Raw genomic sequence first — 15,831 nt, forward strand, 5'->3', positions numbered from 1 at the left:
CGCCCTACAACTCTTCTTTCGCCCATAAAGTAAGAAAAAAGTTTCTGAATTTCAGAAACTTTTTTCTTATTTAGGGACTGAAGCTCTCCAACTTTATTTCATACCAATGAAACATTCAAAGCGGACATTAAAAAATCCAAAATTGACTTTTGGGACAGCCCCTTAAGGGCAAATAACGAATTATACAGATAGCTTAACCTCATAGCCCGGCGCGTTTTTCGGATGGTTCTGGTTCAGGAAAACCGAGCGGTCGTTCTTCAGTGCAATCGTTTCGAAGAACGGCTTAAAGCGCTCTTCCGAAATGCCGAATGCGCTAAGGAATTGCGCGAACATTTGCTGCTCTTCTTTTTCCGGCTGGCCGTCTGCGAGAGAGGAGTCGACCAGATTGATCAGGATGCAAATTTTTTGCGCATCCGTCAGAATTGGAGCGGCTTCGCTCAGGAACTCGCTAAGCGAATGCTTCCGTATGTATTTGAACGCGCGGTCAAGCAAGTGGCGGTTGTTGGCGCCTACGCTGATGACGCCGTTGCTTTCCTCGCCGCCGAGAACGGCCAGCAGCTGTCCGATTTCCTCTTGATCCATTTCGCCGTCGGAGCCCATCATGTACAGCAATGATGTCGCAAACGCAAAATGCGGCGTCATTTCCTCGCTCTTATCCCCTTTGAACATATCGAACAACCCCATACCGAAAACCTCCCATAAATGATTGTCGTTGCCACCCATTTTCTACGCAGAGGAGCGTAGGCCCGTTTCAAAATCCGAGTAAATTTTACAAAATACGCGCAAAAAAAAGACAGCACCGAACGGGCACTGTCCTTCTCGATTTATTGGCATCGCTTGCATACTTTGATCGACTTTCCGTCCTCAAGCGCTTTGTTGTACAGCAGCTTGATCCGGGTAGCGTTGCAGATCGGGCAAGTGCCCCGCCCGCGGGACGGCAGGCTCCATAACACGCGGCCTCGCTTTGTTTTTGGCATCGGTATCCCTCCTTTCCTGAATGGTTAGCGCAACCCGATATCGCCGTACCGGTTGCTTATTTTCTCGCGAAGCAGCCGATACGCGGCCCGTATCGCTTGCTCCTCGGTCTCCTGGGCGCAGACGACCGCTTCCAGGAGCTCCTTGTCCGGCGCGTAAACGCCGGATTCATGCGTAGTCGCGCCTTTGGACGCAAGGCTTGCGATTCGCGTCCACGCCTCGCGGAGATCGCCGTAATGTTCGGCTGCGATCGATACATCGGGCCAGACGGTCTGAATTTCGGCCAGATAAACCGCAATGTCCCTTTTGTGGGCGGCGTAAACGGACAGCGTGTTGGCGGCCTCAACAGCGTCGTAATCGCCGCTTGCAAGGGCAGCCGCGATCACCTCGTACGCCTGCTTACCGCAACCGTAATCGGCGGCCGGCAGCACGCTGTCATGCGTCTCCCACTTGAACACGGCCTGGATCAGCGATTCGCGGTACACCTCGATCGGATCGAGCGGGATCGCCTGCTCGAACGTTTGGTAGTACCAATACGGCGTACCGTTCATACCAAACGAGTCATAAGGCAGCAGCAAATCCCCGGACGATCGGCCGTCCGTGTACAGGAGGGCCCGCTCCGCATCGTCGTAGCCTTTAACCGCAACGAAGCCGTTATGCCAGATGACGGCGCCGATGCCGCGGTCGATCGATTGCTTCAGCACGGCGACAGCATGCTCGCGGTATAGCGGGAACGTCCGCGCGAAGACGGAGCCCGCATCCCCGCTGGGGGCAACACCGATGAAGTCGGCGGCGAGGAAGTTCTCCGCTTTCCAGTTGTAGGCGGTCGGCGACTCGGCGAGCAGCCTGCGGTGCACCTGGAACCGGAACGAGCTTACCGTCATGCCGGCGAGCACCGCCCTGGGCGCGTCCGTCCAGCCGGCTTCCGTCAGGACGGCGTGCATCGCCTCGGGATAAGCTCCCGTCTCGGCCGTATATTGAATCGCGTCGATACATCTTCTCGCGATCGTTTCCACCCCTTCTCTTGCGGTTTGATTCCACTTGGTTTCTTGCGGTCCCCCACTTTGCTTATCGCGGAGAACAAGTTCCCCAGCGCGGGACGATCGTTCGCTCCGTCTCGCGGCTAGCCAGGAACGCTTCGGCTTCTTGGGCGAACCGTTCTTCCACGGCCAACGCCTGGCGAAGCGCTTGCTGCAGCTCGGCCAGCTTGCCGCGGTCGAGCTTCGGGCCTTTACCGCGATGATCGATGCAGCGCGCGGCTTCGTCCGCCGCATCCGCGATGCGTGCGCTCAGCTCGGCGATTCCGCCCAATTCGGCAATCGAAGCCGCGGCTTCGTGCATGTAATCGCGAATTTCACTTTTGGCCGTCGCGTAAGATTGCAAAATATATACGGCACCGAACTCGTCGTAATCTCCCGCTTCCAGCGCATCGAGCCAATAGCGATACGCCAGTCTGCCCGAGCCGATATCGCGGTCCGGCAGCGTCTTATAGGGCGTATTCCACTCCTGCACGGAGGCGCGCAGCGACTCCGCGATTTGTTCGTGCAGCGGAACGTGGACTTGGCCGCCGACGGTCTGGATATACCAGAACGGGGTCACGTTCAGCCCGAAATTATCATATAATACGATTTCGCTTGCCTCCGACCAACCATTCCGGATGTAGAACACTTCATCCTCATCATCATAGCCGTGAATGACGCCGAATTCGGGAATCCAATAGATGACGCCGCGGCCCTGATCCAGCTCTCGCTTTACTTGACGCACCCCCGCCTGCTGATAACACCGAAACGTCGGATGCCTTGTACGTCCGCCGTCAAATTGCGTGAATATGCCGAGGCGGTCGACGGCGGGGCAATGCTCGTCTCCCCATTGCCCGTACGCCGTTACCGACAATGGGAGCAATTGGCGATGAACCGACAGCTTAAACGCCATGCCGCTAAGCCCCGACAACCGGTATTTCGGGCCGTCGAACAAATTCGCCGCCGTCAGCACGGCATGTAGACTGTCCGTAAACGATTTGGATTCGCGCTTCATGCGAATATGGTCCAGCATGACCGATGCCATCCGTTCCCCTCCCTTGCATGTCTATCATAAAACAAATGGTACGACATAAAATGTCGTACCACTTGGAACGTTCCGCTATATCTATTTGTTCCGGCCTGTTAATCGAGATCCAGCTTCATCAAGACCGTCCGCGCCGCCTCGGCTAGCTTCATCTTCAGCCACTTCGGCGACAGCAGCTCGTCCCATTCCGAGCACAGAAGCTGCTTCACGAACAGCGGGATGTCGTAAAAATCGACGTCATATACGCATGGCTCCACCCGGTCCAGCGGGTAGCCGTACCAAATCGCGCTGCCCGGCTCCTCGGCAAAACGCAGCCGCGCCCGGAACGGCTTAGGCTGATTGCCAGGCGCACCCGCCATCTGAGATGCGGCCGGTTCACCCGCTAGGGCGTCATATCGGTCATCCATGACGATCACGTCACGGATGCGGTCCAGCCGGAACATTCTGCGTTCCAGCAGCTTCTCGCAATAGGCCGCCAAATAATCGGCGTCGAACTCGCAGATCCATTCGTACGGATGGACGACAAGGCCGGTTTCGCCCGCGTCGTCGCCGTAACGGATCGTTGCTTTGCGCTTCTGCTCTATCGCATTCTGCAGCAAGACGAACGACTGCATCCGTTCCGGATCAAAGCCGAAGGCCGGCATCCGCTTCTTCTCCGGCGAGCTGCCGCGCCCGTCTTCGGTGATACGGCGGAGCAGATGCGCGAAACGGTTCATCTCCGTCGCATTCTCGTAATTGTATTGCTCGTAGCGGTAAGCGAGAAACTTGAGCATGCTCCGCTCCTGCTCCGTCATGACCAGGCTCGGCAGCATATAGGTCGCGTCCTCGTACGTGTAGCCCCGCTGCTTGGCGACATACAGCAGCGGCGCCCCAAGCGAGCTCGCCATGTAATCGATATCGCGCTGAGCTTGCCGCTGCGAAATTTCGAACTGCTCGGCCAGCTTGCCGCTGTTCGGATGCTTGCCGGCACGCACTTGGGCGTCGAACCAGCGGACCCGATGCAGGTTGCTCATTCGCGTCTTCCTCGCTCACGAGTGCCGTTTGCCGCCTTCACGCGGCTTGCTTCACCGCTATCTATGCCGGCCGCAGCAACCTTCGCTTGTCCGCCGCCTGTGGTGACCGCGCGAGCACTCGCTTCCCCATCGCCGTTATCCGCACGCTCGCGATGGCGCAAAGCTTCGGCATCCTGCGGCAGCACGCCTCCGACCATGTCCCACGCATCCGCGCCGCCTGCCGGCTCTGTCACCCGCTGAGCTACTCCGGCGGCAGTGCTTGCAGCCCCGGCGGACGCGGCGGATGCGGCGGACGGCTTCAGCTCCCGCAGCGGATTACCGCCAACGAAGGCGCCGGCCGCCACATCCTTATGCACGATGGAGCCAGCCGCAACGACGGCGTTGTCTCCGATCGTCACGCCGGGCAATATCGTCGTATTCGCGCCGATCATCACATTCGAGCCGATCCTGACATCGCCAAGCCGGTATTCCCGGATCAAATATTCATGGGCCAGAATCGTCGTATTATAGCCGATGATCGTATTATTGCCGACATGAATCCGCTCGGGGAAGAAGACGTCGACCATGACCATAAGCGCAAACGCCGTATCGTCGCCGACTTTCATGCCGAGCACGTTCCGGTAGATCCAGCGCTTCACGCGCAGCGAAGGCGAATAACGCGAGATTTGGATACAAATAAAATTACGCACCGCCTTCCACTTGCTGACGGTGCGATAAATTTGCGATAACGCATTCGGTCCTTCGACCGGGTAACGTTCCGTTTGTCTCAAAGCGAATCCCGCTCCAATCCAACCATGCTTTCTAATATTCATTACGAACGGCTTCCGCCCTGATAATACGCTACTCCCCAAGCATGTCCAACAAATCGTACATATCGTCAATGACATAAGCCGCACCATACCCGCGAAGCACCTCGGCGCCCTTCAGCGACCAGGCCACGCCAACGGAAATCACGCCTGCGTTGTTCGCCGCCTGAATGTCCGCCGGGCTGTCGCCGATCATCATCGTCCGCTTCGGGTCGGCTCCAAGCCGTTCGATCGCCAGCAGCACCGGCTGCGGATGCGGCTTCGGAAACTCGATGTCGTCGAACGTGACGATCGTGTCGAAATAACCCTGCATCCCGTACAGCTTGAGTCCCATCTCGGTTGTATGGCGCACCTTCGTCGTCACGACTCCCAGCTTGGTGCCTCTGTCGCGAAGCTTCGCCAGTACTTCGCGTACGTGCGGAAACTCCCGCACCAGGTCATCGTGCATCCTGATGTTCACTTCACGGTACGCTTGGACAAGATGCTGAACATCCTCCAGCCCGGTAAACAACCGCAGCTGATCCAAAAGCGGCTGCCCCATCGAAGGGATGATGTGCTCGCGGCCGAAGTCTTCAGGCACAAGTCCCTTTAATATGTTCAAGAACGTTTGGATGATCAATTCGTTCGTATCCAGAATGGTACCATCCAGATCGAACAGCATCGTATCGATTGTTGTTTCGTTAAGACGACTCTGCTTCGCCGTCTTGACCTCGTTCATTTCCTCCATCGTTCGCACGCTGCGCTCCCTTCGTTGTTTCCCGATCGCCGGACGATCCGTTCGCCGGATGACCTGCCGGGCTCACCACGCGGGTCGATACAATCGGATCGTTGTATTTGGCATTCGCGTATCCTTTGGCCCGGCGCACCCAGATCAGCACAATCCCCGCAACGACGGTCAGGATCGCAACCAACTGCGAAATTCGAACATTACCATAGTTCGGATCCAGATAACCCGGTTCGAATACAATCGTCATCGGCGACCAAATTCCGTTCACGAACGCCGCCAGCCAATCCGGACCTGCAAAGGCCAAGCTGTCCGTCCGCAGCCCTTCGACATAAAATCGCCCGATCGAATACCACATTAAATACGTAATGAACAATTCGCCCGCACGCAATGCGACGCGGCGGCGCAAGACAAACAAAAGGATCAGCCCGACTAAATTCCATAACGACTCGTACAGGAACGTTGGGTGATGGTATGTGCCGTTCACGTTCATCTGATCGACGATAAAGTTCGGCAAATGCAGCGTGTTCCGCAGAAAGCTTTCGCTGATCGGCCCGCCATAGGCTTCTTGGTTCATAAAGTTGCCCCAACGCCCGATCATTTGCCCCGCAAGCAGCGAAGGCGCGCATATATCGACCATCCGCCAGAACGGATATCCTTTATATCGAAAATAAATAATGCCGCAAATAATCGCGCCGATCAAGGCACCATATATCGCTATGCCACCCTCCCAAATCTGATACACTTCGTTCAGGTGGCTCTGATAATAATCCCATTTAAAGGCGACATAATAGATTCTTGCTCCGATAATCGCCGACGGCACGCCAAGCAGCAGCAGATCCATGAAGAAATCCGGCGTAATGCCGAACCGTTTCCCTTCGCGCACGGCCAAATACAACCCGACCAAAGCGGCGGTCCCCAATATGATGCCGTACCAATGCACAGGTAACGATCCGATGTAAAAAGCGACCGGATTCACCAGCAAATATCCCATCGTGCGCATCCTCCTCAACAATTAAAACACGTTCTGCCTCTTTCTTCCTTCGACGGTCCATTAGAGATGTAAATTCGTATACATAGGTAACATTATCGGCAACCCGCAGCACGGCTAATCCTTTTTTTACGCATTTGTTCTCATCTTACGTACGGTTTAATCGATATCGTCCATATCGTCTTGAATCGTCTCGGTGAGCTTGTTCGTGAACTGCAGCGCCGCGTTATAGCCCATGCGCTTCAAGCGGAAGTTCATCGCCGCGACCTCGATTATAACGGCCAAGTTCCGTCCAGGACGTACCGGAATCGTGACAAGCGGCACATCGGTGTCCAGAATGCGCGTCGTCTCCTCGTCGAGGCCGAGCCGGTCGTATTGCTTGTCTTGCTGCCACGTCTCGAGCTTGACGACAACGGATATTTTCTTATGATTGCGGATCGCGCCAGCTCCGAACAGCGTCATCGCGTTAATGATGCCGACGCCGCGAATTTCGAGCAAATGCTTAATCAGCTCCGGCGCCGTGCCGTGCAGCTGCAAATCCGCCGTCTGGCGAATTTCGACCGCGTCGTCGGCGATCAGCCGGTGGCCGCGCTTGACGAGCTCCAGCGCCGTTTCGCTTTTGCCGATGCCGCTGCTGCCCGTAATGAGAATGCCGATGCCGTATACTTCGACCAATACGCCGTGAATGGTCGCCGTTGGCGCCAGCTTATTTTCCAAGAAACCGGTAATCCGGCTCGCGATGATCGTTGTCGCCATCGGGCTCCGCAGCAGCGGTACGCCGTTGTGCTCGGCCGCATCGACCAGCTCCTCCGGAATCGTAAGACCGCGCGTGATGATGATGCACGGCGTCTCGTCGTGGCAAAGCCGCTCCGAACGCTCCCGGCGCTCCGCAGGCGACAATGTCTCGAAGAAGGCCAGCTCCGTACGGCCTAATATTTGGACCCGTTCGGGTGGGTAATAATTAAAATATCCGGCGACCGCTAGTCCCGGACGGTTCAAATCGGCAACCGTGATCGTCCGCTTGAGGCCGGACTCGCCAACGACAATTTCGAGGTGAAACTGCTGCACCAGGTCGGCAACCTTTACTTTTTTCGCCATCGTATTCTCTCCTCGCCTGTCTGTATACATCTTTTTCCCATATCTATCATCGTAAAGGAATTGACGCGACAAATCAACGTTTACCATGAAAACCGCTGAAAAAAGCAAAATATCAAAAAAACCGCCCGAATCGATTCGGACGGTTTCTTATGCTATCGCCACATGGAGGCGAATTGGATTAGTTGTTTTCGAATACGTTCAGTTCGGTTTCTTTGTCGAAGATATGAATTTTGTTCATATCAAGCGCCAATTTCACGTTGCTGCCTTCTTTCAGTCCAGCGCGTCCGTCTACGCGAGCGATAACGGTATCTTTGCCAAGACCGTTCAGGTACAGGTACATTTCGTGACCCAAGTTCTCAGCAACCTCAATGTGTGCGCTAACGATGCTGTTCGGGGAGGCTTCCAGGAATACCGGCTCTTCGTGAAGCTCTTCCGGACGAATGCCCAGAATCACTTCTTTGCCGATCAGCCCTTTACCGCGCAGAGCTTGTGCTTTGCCTTCTGGAACAACGACGTCGATACCAGTCGCTCTGAAGCGAACGGCTCCGCCTTGATCAGACAGCGTACCTGTGATGAAGTTCATCGAAGGAGCGCCGATAAAGCCGGCAACGAAAATGTTGACTGGGTGGTTGTAAAGCTCTTCCGGAGAAGCAGCTTGTTGGATGATGCCGTCTTTCATAACGACGATCCGGTCACCCATCGTCATAGCCTCGATTTGGTCATGCGTTACGTAGATAACGGTTGTTTCGAGACGTTTAGCCAGTTTGCTGATTTCCGCGCGCATTTGTCCGCGAAGTTTCGCGTCCAAGTTGGAAAGCGGTTCGTCCATCAAGAATACTTGCGGTTCGCGAACGATCGCGCGGCCCAAGGCGACACGCTGACGTTGACCACCGGAGAGAGCCTTCGGTTTACGATCCAGCAAATGTTCGATATCGAGAATTTTAGCAGCTTCACGAACGCGTTTGTCGATGTCTGCTTTTTTGAATTTACGCAATTTCAGACCAAAAGCCATGTTTTGGTAAACGTTCATATGTGGGTACAAAGCATAGGATTGGAAAACCATCGCGATGTCGCGGTCTTTTGGTGCAACGTCGTTTACAAGACGGTCGCCGATATACAGGCTGCCTTCGGAAATTTCTTCAAGGCCCGCGATCATACGGAGTGTCGTCGATTTGCCGCAACCGGAAGGTCCGACGAGTACGAGGAACTCTTTGTCCTTGATGTCAAGATTGAAGTCTTTAACCGAAGCTGCATCGCTACCTTGGTAGCGCTTGTAAATGTGCTCTAAGCGTACGCCTGCCATGTACATTTCCCCCTACACGATTTTGATTTAGATTTTCTATTACCTATCTTATCTCACAGGCTACCATATGACTATGCACAAACTTCACAAAAATAACTACTTTCTTTTCGTTACTTTATACAATAGCAAAATGATGTTCACTAGTACTGCGTCGCTGAACGTGCGGACATCAAGCCCGGTTTCCTGTTTTAACCGGTCTAGACGGTATAGCAGCGTATTGCGATGAATATATAGGCGCTTGGCGGTTTCGCTGACACTGCAATCCAGCTGAAAGAACGTTTCCAGCGTCGTTAACGTTTCCGGCTCCAGCACATGGTCGGCGCGTTTCAGCACCTGCTCCATGAACCGTTCCTTCTGCGCATCGGGAATGCCGTTCAGCAGCCGTTCCAGACGGAGCATCCACGGCAGATGGATATTGGCGCCTACATGGTACTTGCGCCCGAGCGAGATCGTCTCTCGGAGCAGCATGACGGCGGAAACGATCGATTTGGCAGGAACAATCGGATGGTGAACGGCAAGATGGCATTCTCCCACCCATTCGCTAGCCAGCATCTCATAGAGTCCCGATACAAGCGATTGCAGCGCTTCCTCCGCCGTTTCCTCTTCGCCGTCTTTGCCCGCTTCGCTATCCGTGAGCAGCGACTCCGCGCCAAGGATAAGCCACTCCTTGTCCATCAGCGGGATGAGCGTTACATCCTCGTCGAAGAACGACTCGAGCAGCTTCTTCAGCTCGCCGTAAGACACCCGCTTCGTCTCCGGATAATCGCCGTAGAGCAACAGCGGGATTTTAGCCGTGTACATGGACGATTGCGTGGCAAGCGTATCGGGCATTTCCGCGCCGGTGACGCCATTCTCCAACTGCTGCTGAAGCCATGTGCGAATTTGCAGCGCCCGCCGTTCTTCTTCGGTCCCGGCCGGCCGTCTTGGGGGCGTATGAAACGCCTCCAGCAGCATGTCGATCAGCTGTCTCTCGGATGCGGTTATGAGCTCTTCCGATACGGCTAGCGCCTCGATGGTCAAGCCGTCGCGGCGAAGCGGAAATAGCACCGTATGATCCTGAACGATGCTTTTGTTCTCTTCTTTGCCGGCCGTACCGGACAAGACCCCAGCCTGTCCCCAATGCTCCGCATCGACTTTCACGATCGTCAGCGGCGCATCCAAAATTTGCTCCAGCTGCCTTTTCACCCGTTCCCAATCCATCCCCATGGCTCCCACTCCGCTCTTGTTGATGTCTCTAGTTCGTGCTTTTCTCGTACTTTTTATGTATTGTACCATGCTTTCGCTTCAATATAAAAAGCCGAAATCCCTATCCGAATACAAGGGTTCGGCCATTGTCGTTAACTGATGACGAGCAGGATGATGATCGATAACAAGCAGAACAAGGCGCCGATCAGATATAAAAAGGAAACCGTTTGCGTCTGCGTTAATCCCCACTTCATCAGGCTATGGTGCGTATGCAGCTTGTCCGCCCGGTGCAGGCCTTTGCCTTCAATCAGCCTGCGAACGAAAACGATAGCCGTATCCAGGATTGGCACACCTAGCGCCAACAGCGGTACCGAGATCGACACGAACGTGGCGCTTTTGAAGGCGCCGTCGATGGCAATGACGGATAACGTATAACCGAGGAAGGTTGCTCCGGCGTCGCCCATGAAAATTTTGGCGGGATGAAAATTGTAGGTCAGAAAAGCAAGGCATACGCCTACGATGACTACGGCAAGCAGTGCCGTGCCGTTCTCGCCTTTAAGCAGCGCCGCAACGAACAAGGTCAAAGCCGACAACGTTGCAATGCCTGCAGCGAGTCCGTCGACGCCGTCGATGAAATTGATCATGTTCGTGATGGCGAATACCCAAACGATCGTACCGAGCCAGACAAGCCATTCCGGAAAAAAGATCATGCCGTGATGCTGCAAATCCGTAACGCCGATGATCCGTATCCCGAACCAGAGCGGAACGGTCGCCGCGATGAGGTAGATGATAAGGCGCGGCCATACGGCAAAATCTTTGCCGCGCGACTTGTACCAATCGTCCACGAGCCCTGTAGCCACGAGCAGCGTTCCGCCGATCGCAACGGTCAACGTCAGCGGGGACACGCCCTCGAACGCAAGAATCGTGCCGAGACAGCCGGCATATATCGCCGCGCCCCCCAGCAGCGGAATGGGAGATGCATGAATTTTGCGCTGCGACGGGCGGTCGACGAACCCGCTCCATAACGCCACGCGCCGAACGGCCGGGACTAGGGCGAACACCAGCCCGAAGCTGGTTATCAAGGCGATGAAATAAGCGATGGCGGTTCCCTCCCTTACGATGCCGTTCGTTGATTCGCCGCCTGGACGAATCAATTTTATCGTTGCCGAATTGCATTGCGGATAAACGACGCAAAAAGTGGAAAAATATAGGGCGAGGAAAGCGCGACAAGTTGTTTCCGAAGGCGAATTTAAAGGAGTTGGGTACATGTACTGGAACGGTTGGCCGCTCGAGCGGATCGTCATTTTGTTCGCTAGCGCCGCTTTTTTGCTAGTTGGCGTGCAGGTAACGATGTTTCATTACCGGCAAAATTTCCACCATAAAGCGATGTGGGCGCCGGTATACGAGCTTCCGGTTTTTTTTATCGTCGGGTTGTTGTACTCGTTCTATGCGGCAAATTGGCTCGGCATTGTATTCGTCGTCTGTATGTGGGTCGGCATTTTCAGCGGGCTGCTGGGTTTTTATTACCACATTCGAGGCGTTGGCATACGTGTCGGGGGTTATGCATTACGAAATTTCCTTATCGGTCCGCCGGTGATTTTGCCTCTGCTTATTTCGGCACTGAGCGTGCTTGCTTTGTTCGGCTATTACTGGAGATGAACTGAAGGAGGTGTTATGAACGATGGCACAACAAAGCCGATACCCCGCTTACAATGTAATGGATGAAGTTTCGGCATGGGACGACCACACGCAAAGCATCGTTTCAGCTCGGCTCGTCCGGGAGCACGGCTGGCGGTATTTGAACGACGTCGAAGCGGAAATACTGCGTGCCGCTTGCTCCGTAATCGTCGACGACCTGCGCAGCGATATCGTTGATTTCGTCGTGGGGCATATCGACGACAAGCTGCACGCCGACAAAGGCGAGGGCCAGCGCAAAGCGGGCGTTCCGCCGATTCGCAAGCTGCTGAGCGGCGGGCTGAAAGCGCTGGATGACGTTGCCCGGACCCGGTATAAGTTGCCGTTTATTTCACTGGATGATGCCTCCCAATTGCAATTGCTTGAGGAGCTGTCCGCTAGCCGGCTGACGCCCGCAGATGCATGGGACGGCAGCCGCTTAGTCGACACCGGCGTCGGTGGCGGCGATAACAGCCAAGTCAGAGCCTCTGTACCGCAGCATGATTTTTTCCAGAAGCTTCTTACGTTAACGGTAGAAGCTTATTATTCGCACCCGAAAGTATGGTCCGAGCTCGGCTACGGCGGACCGGCTTATCCGCGGGGGTATGTCCGTACCCAGCTTGGGCAGCTTGATCCTTGGGAGGCGAAGCCGGAATGAGCCTAACGAAACCTTCACCGTTTACGGAACGAAAATATGCGAATGAAGAAGCCGACGTTGTCATCGTTGGCGCCGGCGCCGCGGGAGGCGTACTTGCCAAGGAGCTGGCCGAAGCCGGAATGCGCGTCGTCGTACTGGACGCGGGGCCGTTCCGCGACCCGCAGCGGGATTTCGCGAGCGACGAGCTCAGCATGCAAAATCTCGGCTGGCAGGATACCCGCATCGTCGACGGCCATCACCCGCTGCAGATGGGCCATAACAACTCGGGGCGCGGTGTCGGTGGAGGAACGACGCATTTCACGGGCGTGTTCCTCCGGTTTCACGAAAGCGACTTTCGCGTAAGTACGCTGGACGGCGTAGCCGAAGACTGGCCGATCTCCTACGCGGATCTTGAGCCGTATTACCTCCGAACCGAGCAAGATATCGCCGTATCCGGCCCGAAGCATTTTCCGTGGGGCAGCTTTCACGGACCGTACCCGTACCCGGAACGCGAGCCGCTCAGCCCGAACGCCTATATGTTCATGAACGGCTGCGAGAAGCTTGGCATCCGTTCCGTCGTAGCGCCGCTTGCGATCCTGTCGGCGCCCTTCGAAGGCCGCCCGCCGTGCATCAATCGCGGCTTCTGCAACCAAGGGTGCATGCCGAACGCCAAGTTCAGCACGCTGATCTCCCATATTCCGAAGGCGATGAGCGCCGGCGCCGATGTTCTGGCCGACTGCATGGTGACGCAAGTATTAATGGGCGCGGACGGAAGGGCGACCGGCGTCGAATTCGTGCACGAGGGGCAGACGTACCGGCAGAAGGCCAGGCTCGTCATCCTCTCCGCTTTTGTCGTCGAGACGCCGCGGCTGCTGCTCAATTCGGCCAACGCCGCGTTCCCCGACGGACTCGCGAACAGCAGCGGTTGGGTTGGCCGGGCCATTATGCCGCATAGCAGTCACGACGTATACGCGAAGTTCGATGAGGAGATCCGTTTGTATAAAGGAACGCCGGTGCTTGCCACAACGCAGGAGTTTTACGGTACGGATCCGCAAAAAGGTTTCGTTCGCGGCTACACGCTGCACGCCCATGGCGCGCGGCCTGTCGAATTTGCCAAAGGCTTGGCCAAATCGACGGACGGACCGATCTGGGGGCGCCGTCTGCGCGAGGCGACGCTGGACTACAATCACTATGGCCGTATCACCCTCGTAGGCGAAGTGCTGCCGGACGAGCGCAATCGCGTTACGCTCTCGGATGAGAAGGACGAACACGGGTTGCCTCGCGCCAAGGTCACGTTCAGCTACGGCGATAACGACTTGCGGCTGATCGACGATGCCGTATCGAACATGAAAGCGATTCTGAGCGCGGCCGGCGGAATTCCCGAGTTCGTCGTGCCCGACTCGGCGCATCTGATGGGCGGCTGCCGGATGGGCAACGACCCGTCGCGGTCGGTCGTCAATTCGTACGGGCAGACGCACGACATCCCGAACTTGTTCGTCTGCGACGCGAGCGTGTTCGTGACGTCCGGCGGCGGCAATCCGACGAACACCGTCATGGCACTCGCATTGCGGACGGCGGATTATATTAAAGAGAAGGCCGCAAAGCATGAGCTGTAACATCCTTTTTGGGTGAAATTCCTCTTTCCTAATCACAACTAAGGAGCTGATCAGATGACTGATAGAGCAAAACGGGGCGAACGAAACCAATCATCCCCCGCTTCCGCTCCCGCGACCGAACAGCATGAGCCGACCATCGCGGCCGGCATCGAAAACGACGCATTGGACGTGAATGCCACGTCCGAAGAAATCGAACGCGGCGATTCGACTCCGGTTACTCGACTTGCCGTAGACTGGTCGCCTGACGAATAGCGTAGAAAGCAGTAAGAGGAAACGCATCGTCGAGCAACCTTACGAATCCATCAAAAAACGAGCCCCGATTTTCGAGGCTCGTTTTTTTCCCACCATCACCCAAACTGCCAACAGGCCAAACTCAGCGATCCCATTTGATAGCTTCGATACAGCAGCTTCGATTGACGATGGTTGTCCGCCGCCCCCATCGCGTAAAACAACGGCACAAAATGCTCCTTGCCGTTCGGAGGCACAGCCATCAGCGCATTCGGTGCTTGCGCCACATAATCGAATAAAGCTTCCGTGTCCCACCGGGCAATGCGTTCCTCCAGCCAATTCTCGAACGGCAGCGCCCAATCGCCGCCGGGTACTTGCCTCGCCCGCAGTTCTGCAAACAACAATGGCAGGTTATGTACCGTACCCCCGCTGCCGATGATCAGCACATCTTTCTCCCGCAGCGCAGCCAGTGCTTTGCCGATCGCATACTGTTCCTTTGGCTCGAGGTCCGGATTTACGGACATCGCAATCACCGGCACATCCGCTTCCGGATACAGCAAGCGCAGCACGACCCATGACCCGTGATCCAACCCTCGCCGTTGATCGACCTGATATGGAATGCCGCACTCCGCGAACATAGCTTGAATCTCTGCCGTAATATCGGCATCTCCGCGAGCCGAATATACGATCCGGTACATTTCTTCCGGGAAGCCTGCGAAATCGTATATCATCGAATGCTGCTCCACGCCGGATACTTGCTGCACCCGACTCTCCCAATGGGCCGAAAATAGGACAACGGCACGAGGCTTCGGCAAATTCTGTGCAAACCTGATCAAATAATCGGTATAATCGTTCGACTCGATCGCCAGCGTCGGCGCGCCGTGCGAAATGAACAAAGATGGCATCATCGTTGGCATCCCCCTTATGCTGCCATTATATCAGAAAGCAGCAAGGGCAACCCGCTCAAAACTTTTTACCCATAACATGATCTAAGGGAATAAACCCAATCTCTCTACTGTCGAGGCTATGATTGCGATTGTCACCCATCACGAAAATATGATTTTCCGGTACAATCCATTTCATACTCGAAGATATATACATGGTTTCTTTAATATACGGTTCCTCCAGCTTTTCCCCGTTCTTATACAAAGACTGATCCTTGATCTCTATCGTATCCCCGGGCCTTCCAATGACACGTTTAACCAAAAAAGTATGCTCGTCATTGTTTGAATAAAAAAGCTGCGACAACGGATTCTCCATTATTTCGTCCGTCCACGAGCGTTTTCTTTCTACTCGGCTGTCAACGATGACAATATCACCATAACCCGGCAGATAAGAAAAGGTATGCGAAAGCTTCGAAACATATATACGTTCTTTATCCGTCAAGGTAGGCTCCATTGAAGATCCTGAGACCTGATACGGTTGGACGACAAATATCCCTATTAAAAAGGCAAGAACAAATGCGATTCCAAAAGAACCGACCCAACCTAAAATATTTCTTATCGTTTTCATCATGA

The 15,831-nt window shown here is 55.2% G+C and carries 17 protein-coding genes and 1 pseudogene; 4 read left to right on the forward strand and 14 right to left on the reverse strand.

Features of this window, described 5'->3' with window-relative positions:
• Positions 1–180: 180 nt before the first annotated feature.
• The 12 genes and pseudogenes from AC0LWM_RS06940 to AC0LWM_RS06995 all read right to left on the reverse strand — a co-directional run bounded on the left by AC0LWM_RS06940 (position 181) and on the right by AC0LWM_RS06995 (position 11,313).
• Complete coding sequence (locus AC0LWM_RS06940; RefSeq protein WP_474674177.1) at positions 181–684, reverse strand: tellurite resistance TerB family protein; 504 nt, start codon at positions 682–684, stop codon at positions 181–183.
• A 140-nt stretch (positions 685–824) separates the two neighbouring features.
• Positions 825–977, reverse strand: a complete 153-nt coding sequence (locus AC0LWM_RS06945) for a hypothetical protein (RefSeq protein WP_474674178.1) — start codon at positions 975–977, stop codon at positions 825–827.
• A 24-nt stretch (positions 978–1,001) separates the two neighbouring features.
• On the reverse strand, positions 1,002–1,991 hold the full coding sequence (locus AC0LWM_RS06950; RefSeq protein ID WP_474674179.1) for a hypothetical protein: 990 nt from the start codon (positions 1,989–1,991) through the stop codon (positions 1,002–1,004).
• Positions 1,992–2,043: 52 nt separating this feature from the next.
• The gene (locus tag AC0LWM_RS06955; protein WP_474674180.1) at positions 2,044–3,039 is read right to left on the reverse strand and encodes a cysteine peptidase family C39 domain-containing protein; all 996 of its coding nucleotides are present in this window, start codon (positions 3,037–3,039) and stop codon (positions 2,044–2,046) included.
• 98 nt (positions 3,040–3,137) lie between these two features.
• Positions 3,138–4,052, reverse strand: a complete 915-nt coding sequence (locus tag AC0LWM_RS06960; RefSeq protein WP_474674181.1) for a helix-turn-helix transcriptional regulator — start codon at positions 4,050–4,052, stop codon at positions 3,138–3,140.
• Between the two features lie 272 nt (positions 4,053–4,324).
• Positions 4,325–4,822: pseudogene (locus AC0LWM_RS06965) on the reverse strand (acyltransferase); the annotation flags it as partial.
• A 70-nt stretch (positions 4,823–4,892) separates the two neighbouring features.
• Complete coding sequence (gene ppaX, locus AC0LWM_RS06970) at positions 4,893–5,585, reverse strand: pyrophosphatase PpaX (RefSeq protein WP_474674221.1); 693 nt, start codon at positions 5,583–5,585, stop codon at positions 4,893–4,895.
• Positions 5,539–6,576, reverse strand: a complete 1,038-nt coding sequence (gene lgt / locus AC0LWM_RS06975; RefSeq protein WP_474674182.1) for a prolipoprotein diacylglyceryl transferase — start codon at positions 6,574–6,576, stop codon at positions 5,539–5,541. Before lgt ends, ppaX begins: the two co-directional genes overlap by 47 nt.
• A 156-nt stretch (positions 6,577–6,732) precedes the next feature.
• Positions 6,733–7,671 carry an HPr(Ser) kinase/phosphatase gene (gene hprK / locus AC0LWM_RS06980; protein ID WP_474674183.1) on the reverse strand — a complete coding sequence of 313 codons (939 nt, stop codon included), beginning with the start codon at positions 7,669–7,671 and terminating at the stop codon, positions 6,733–6,735.
• A gap of 178 nt (positions 7,672–7,849) precedes the next feature.
• Complete coding sequence (locus AC0LWM_RS06985; protein ID WP_474674184.1) at positions 7,850–8,974, reverse strand: ABC transporter ATP-binding protein; 1,125 nt, start codon at positions 8,972–8,974, stop codon at positions 7,850–7,852.
• 96 nt (positions 8,975–9,070) lie between these two features.
• Positions 9,071–10,180: a PucR family transcriptional regulator gene (locus AC0LWM_RS06990; RefSeq protein ID WP_474674185.1), complete on the reverse strand. Its 1,110-nt coding sequence runs from the start codon at positions 10,178–10,180 to the stop codon at positions 9,071–9,073.
• A 131-nt stretch (positions 10,181–10,311) separates the two neighbouring features.
• Complete coding sequence (locus tag AC0LWM_RS06995) at positions 10,312–11,313, reverse strand: MraY family glycosyltransferase (protein WP_474674186.1); 1,002 nt, start codon at positions 11,311–11,313, stop codon at positions 10,312–10,314.
• A 112-nt stretch (positions 11,314–11,425) separates the two neighbouring features.
• Here AC0LWM_RS06995 and AC0LWM_RS07000 point away from each other — a divergent pair, with 112 nt between their 5' ends.
• Genes AC0LWM_RS07000 through AC0LWM_RS07015 form a run of 4 tightly spaced genes read left to right on the forward strand, consistent with a single transcriptional unit; the run spans position 11,426 to position 14,338 of the window.
• Positions 11,426–11,818 carry a hypothetical protein gene (locus tag AC0LWM_RS07000; protein WP_474674187.1) on the forward strand — a complete coding sequence of 131 codons (393 nt, stop codon included), beginning with the start codon at positions 11,426–11,428 and terminating at the stop codon, positions 11,816–11,818.
• A 22-nt stretch (positions 11,819–11,840) separates the two neighbouring features.
• Positions 11,841–12,491 (forward strand): gluconate 2-dehydrogenase subunit 3 family protein, encoded by a 651-nt coding sequence (locus tag AC0LWM_RS07005; RefSeq protein WP_474674188.1) that lies wholly within the window; start codon positions 11,841–11,843, stop codon positions 12,489–12,491.
• Positions 12,488–14,086 carry a GMC family oxidoreductase gene (locus tag AC0LWM_RS07010; protein WP_474674189.1) on the forward strand — a complete coding sequence of 533 codons (1,599 nt, stop codon included), beginning with the start codon at positions 12,488–12,490 and terminating at the stop codon, positions 14,084–14,086. The genes AC0LWM_RS07005 and AC0LWM_RS07010 overlap by 4 nt, the downstream gene beginning before the upstream one ends.
• A 54-nt stretch (positions 14,087–14,140) precedes the next feature.
• On the forward strand, positions 14,141–14,338 hold the full coding sequence (locus AC0LWM_RS07015) for a hypothetical protein (protein WP_474674190.1): 198 nt from the start codon (positions 14,141–14,143) through the stop codon (positions 14,336–14,338).
• Positions 14,339–14,433: 95 nt separating this feature from the next.
• On the opposite strand, the gene AC0LWM_RS07020 is transcribed toward AC0LWM_RS07015, so the two are convergent.
• Together AC0LWM_RS07020 and lepB are read right to left on the reverse strand one after the other, a co-directional pair.
• A complete protein-coding gene (locus tag AC0LWM_RS07020) occupies positions 14,434–15,222 on the reverse strand; it encodes a DODA-type extradiol aromatic ring-opening family dioxygenase (protein ID WP_474674191.1) in 789 nt (262 codons plus the stop codon).
• A 55-nt stretch (positions 15,223–15,277) separates the two neighbouring features.
• Complete coding sequence (lepB, locus tag AC0LWM_RS07025) at positions 15,278–15,826, reverse strand: signal peptidase I (protein ID WP_474674222.1); 549 nt, start codon at positions 15,824–15,826, stop codon at positions 15,278–15,280.
• Between the last annotated feature and the right edge of the window lie 5 nt (positions 15,827–15,831).

The organism is Paenibacillus sp. sgz302148 (assembly GCF_056120465.1).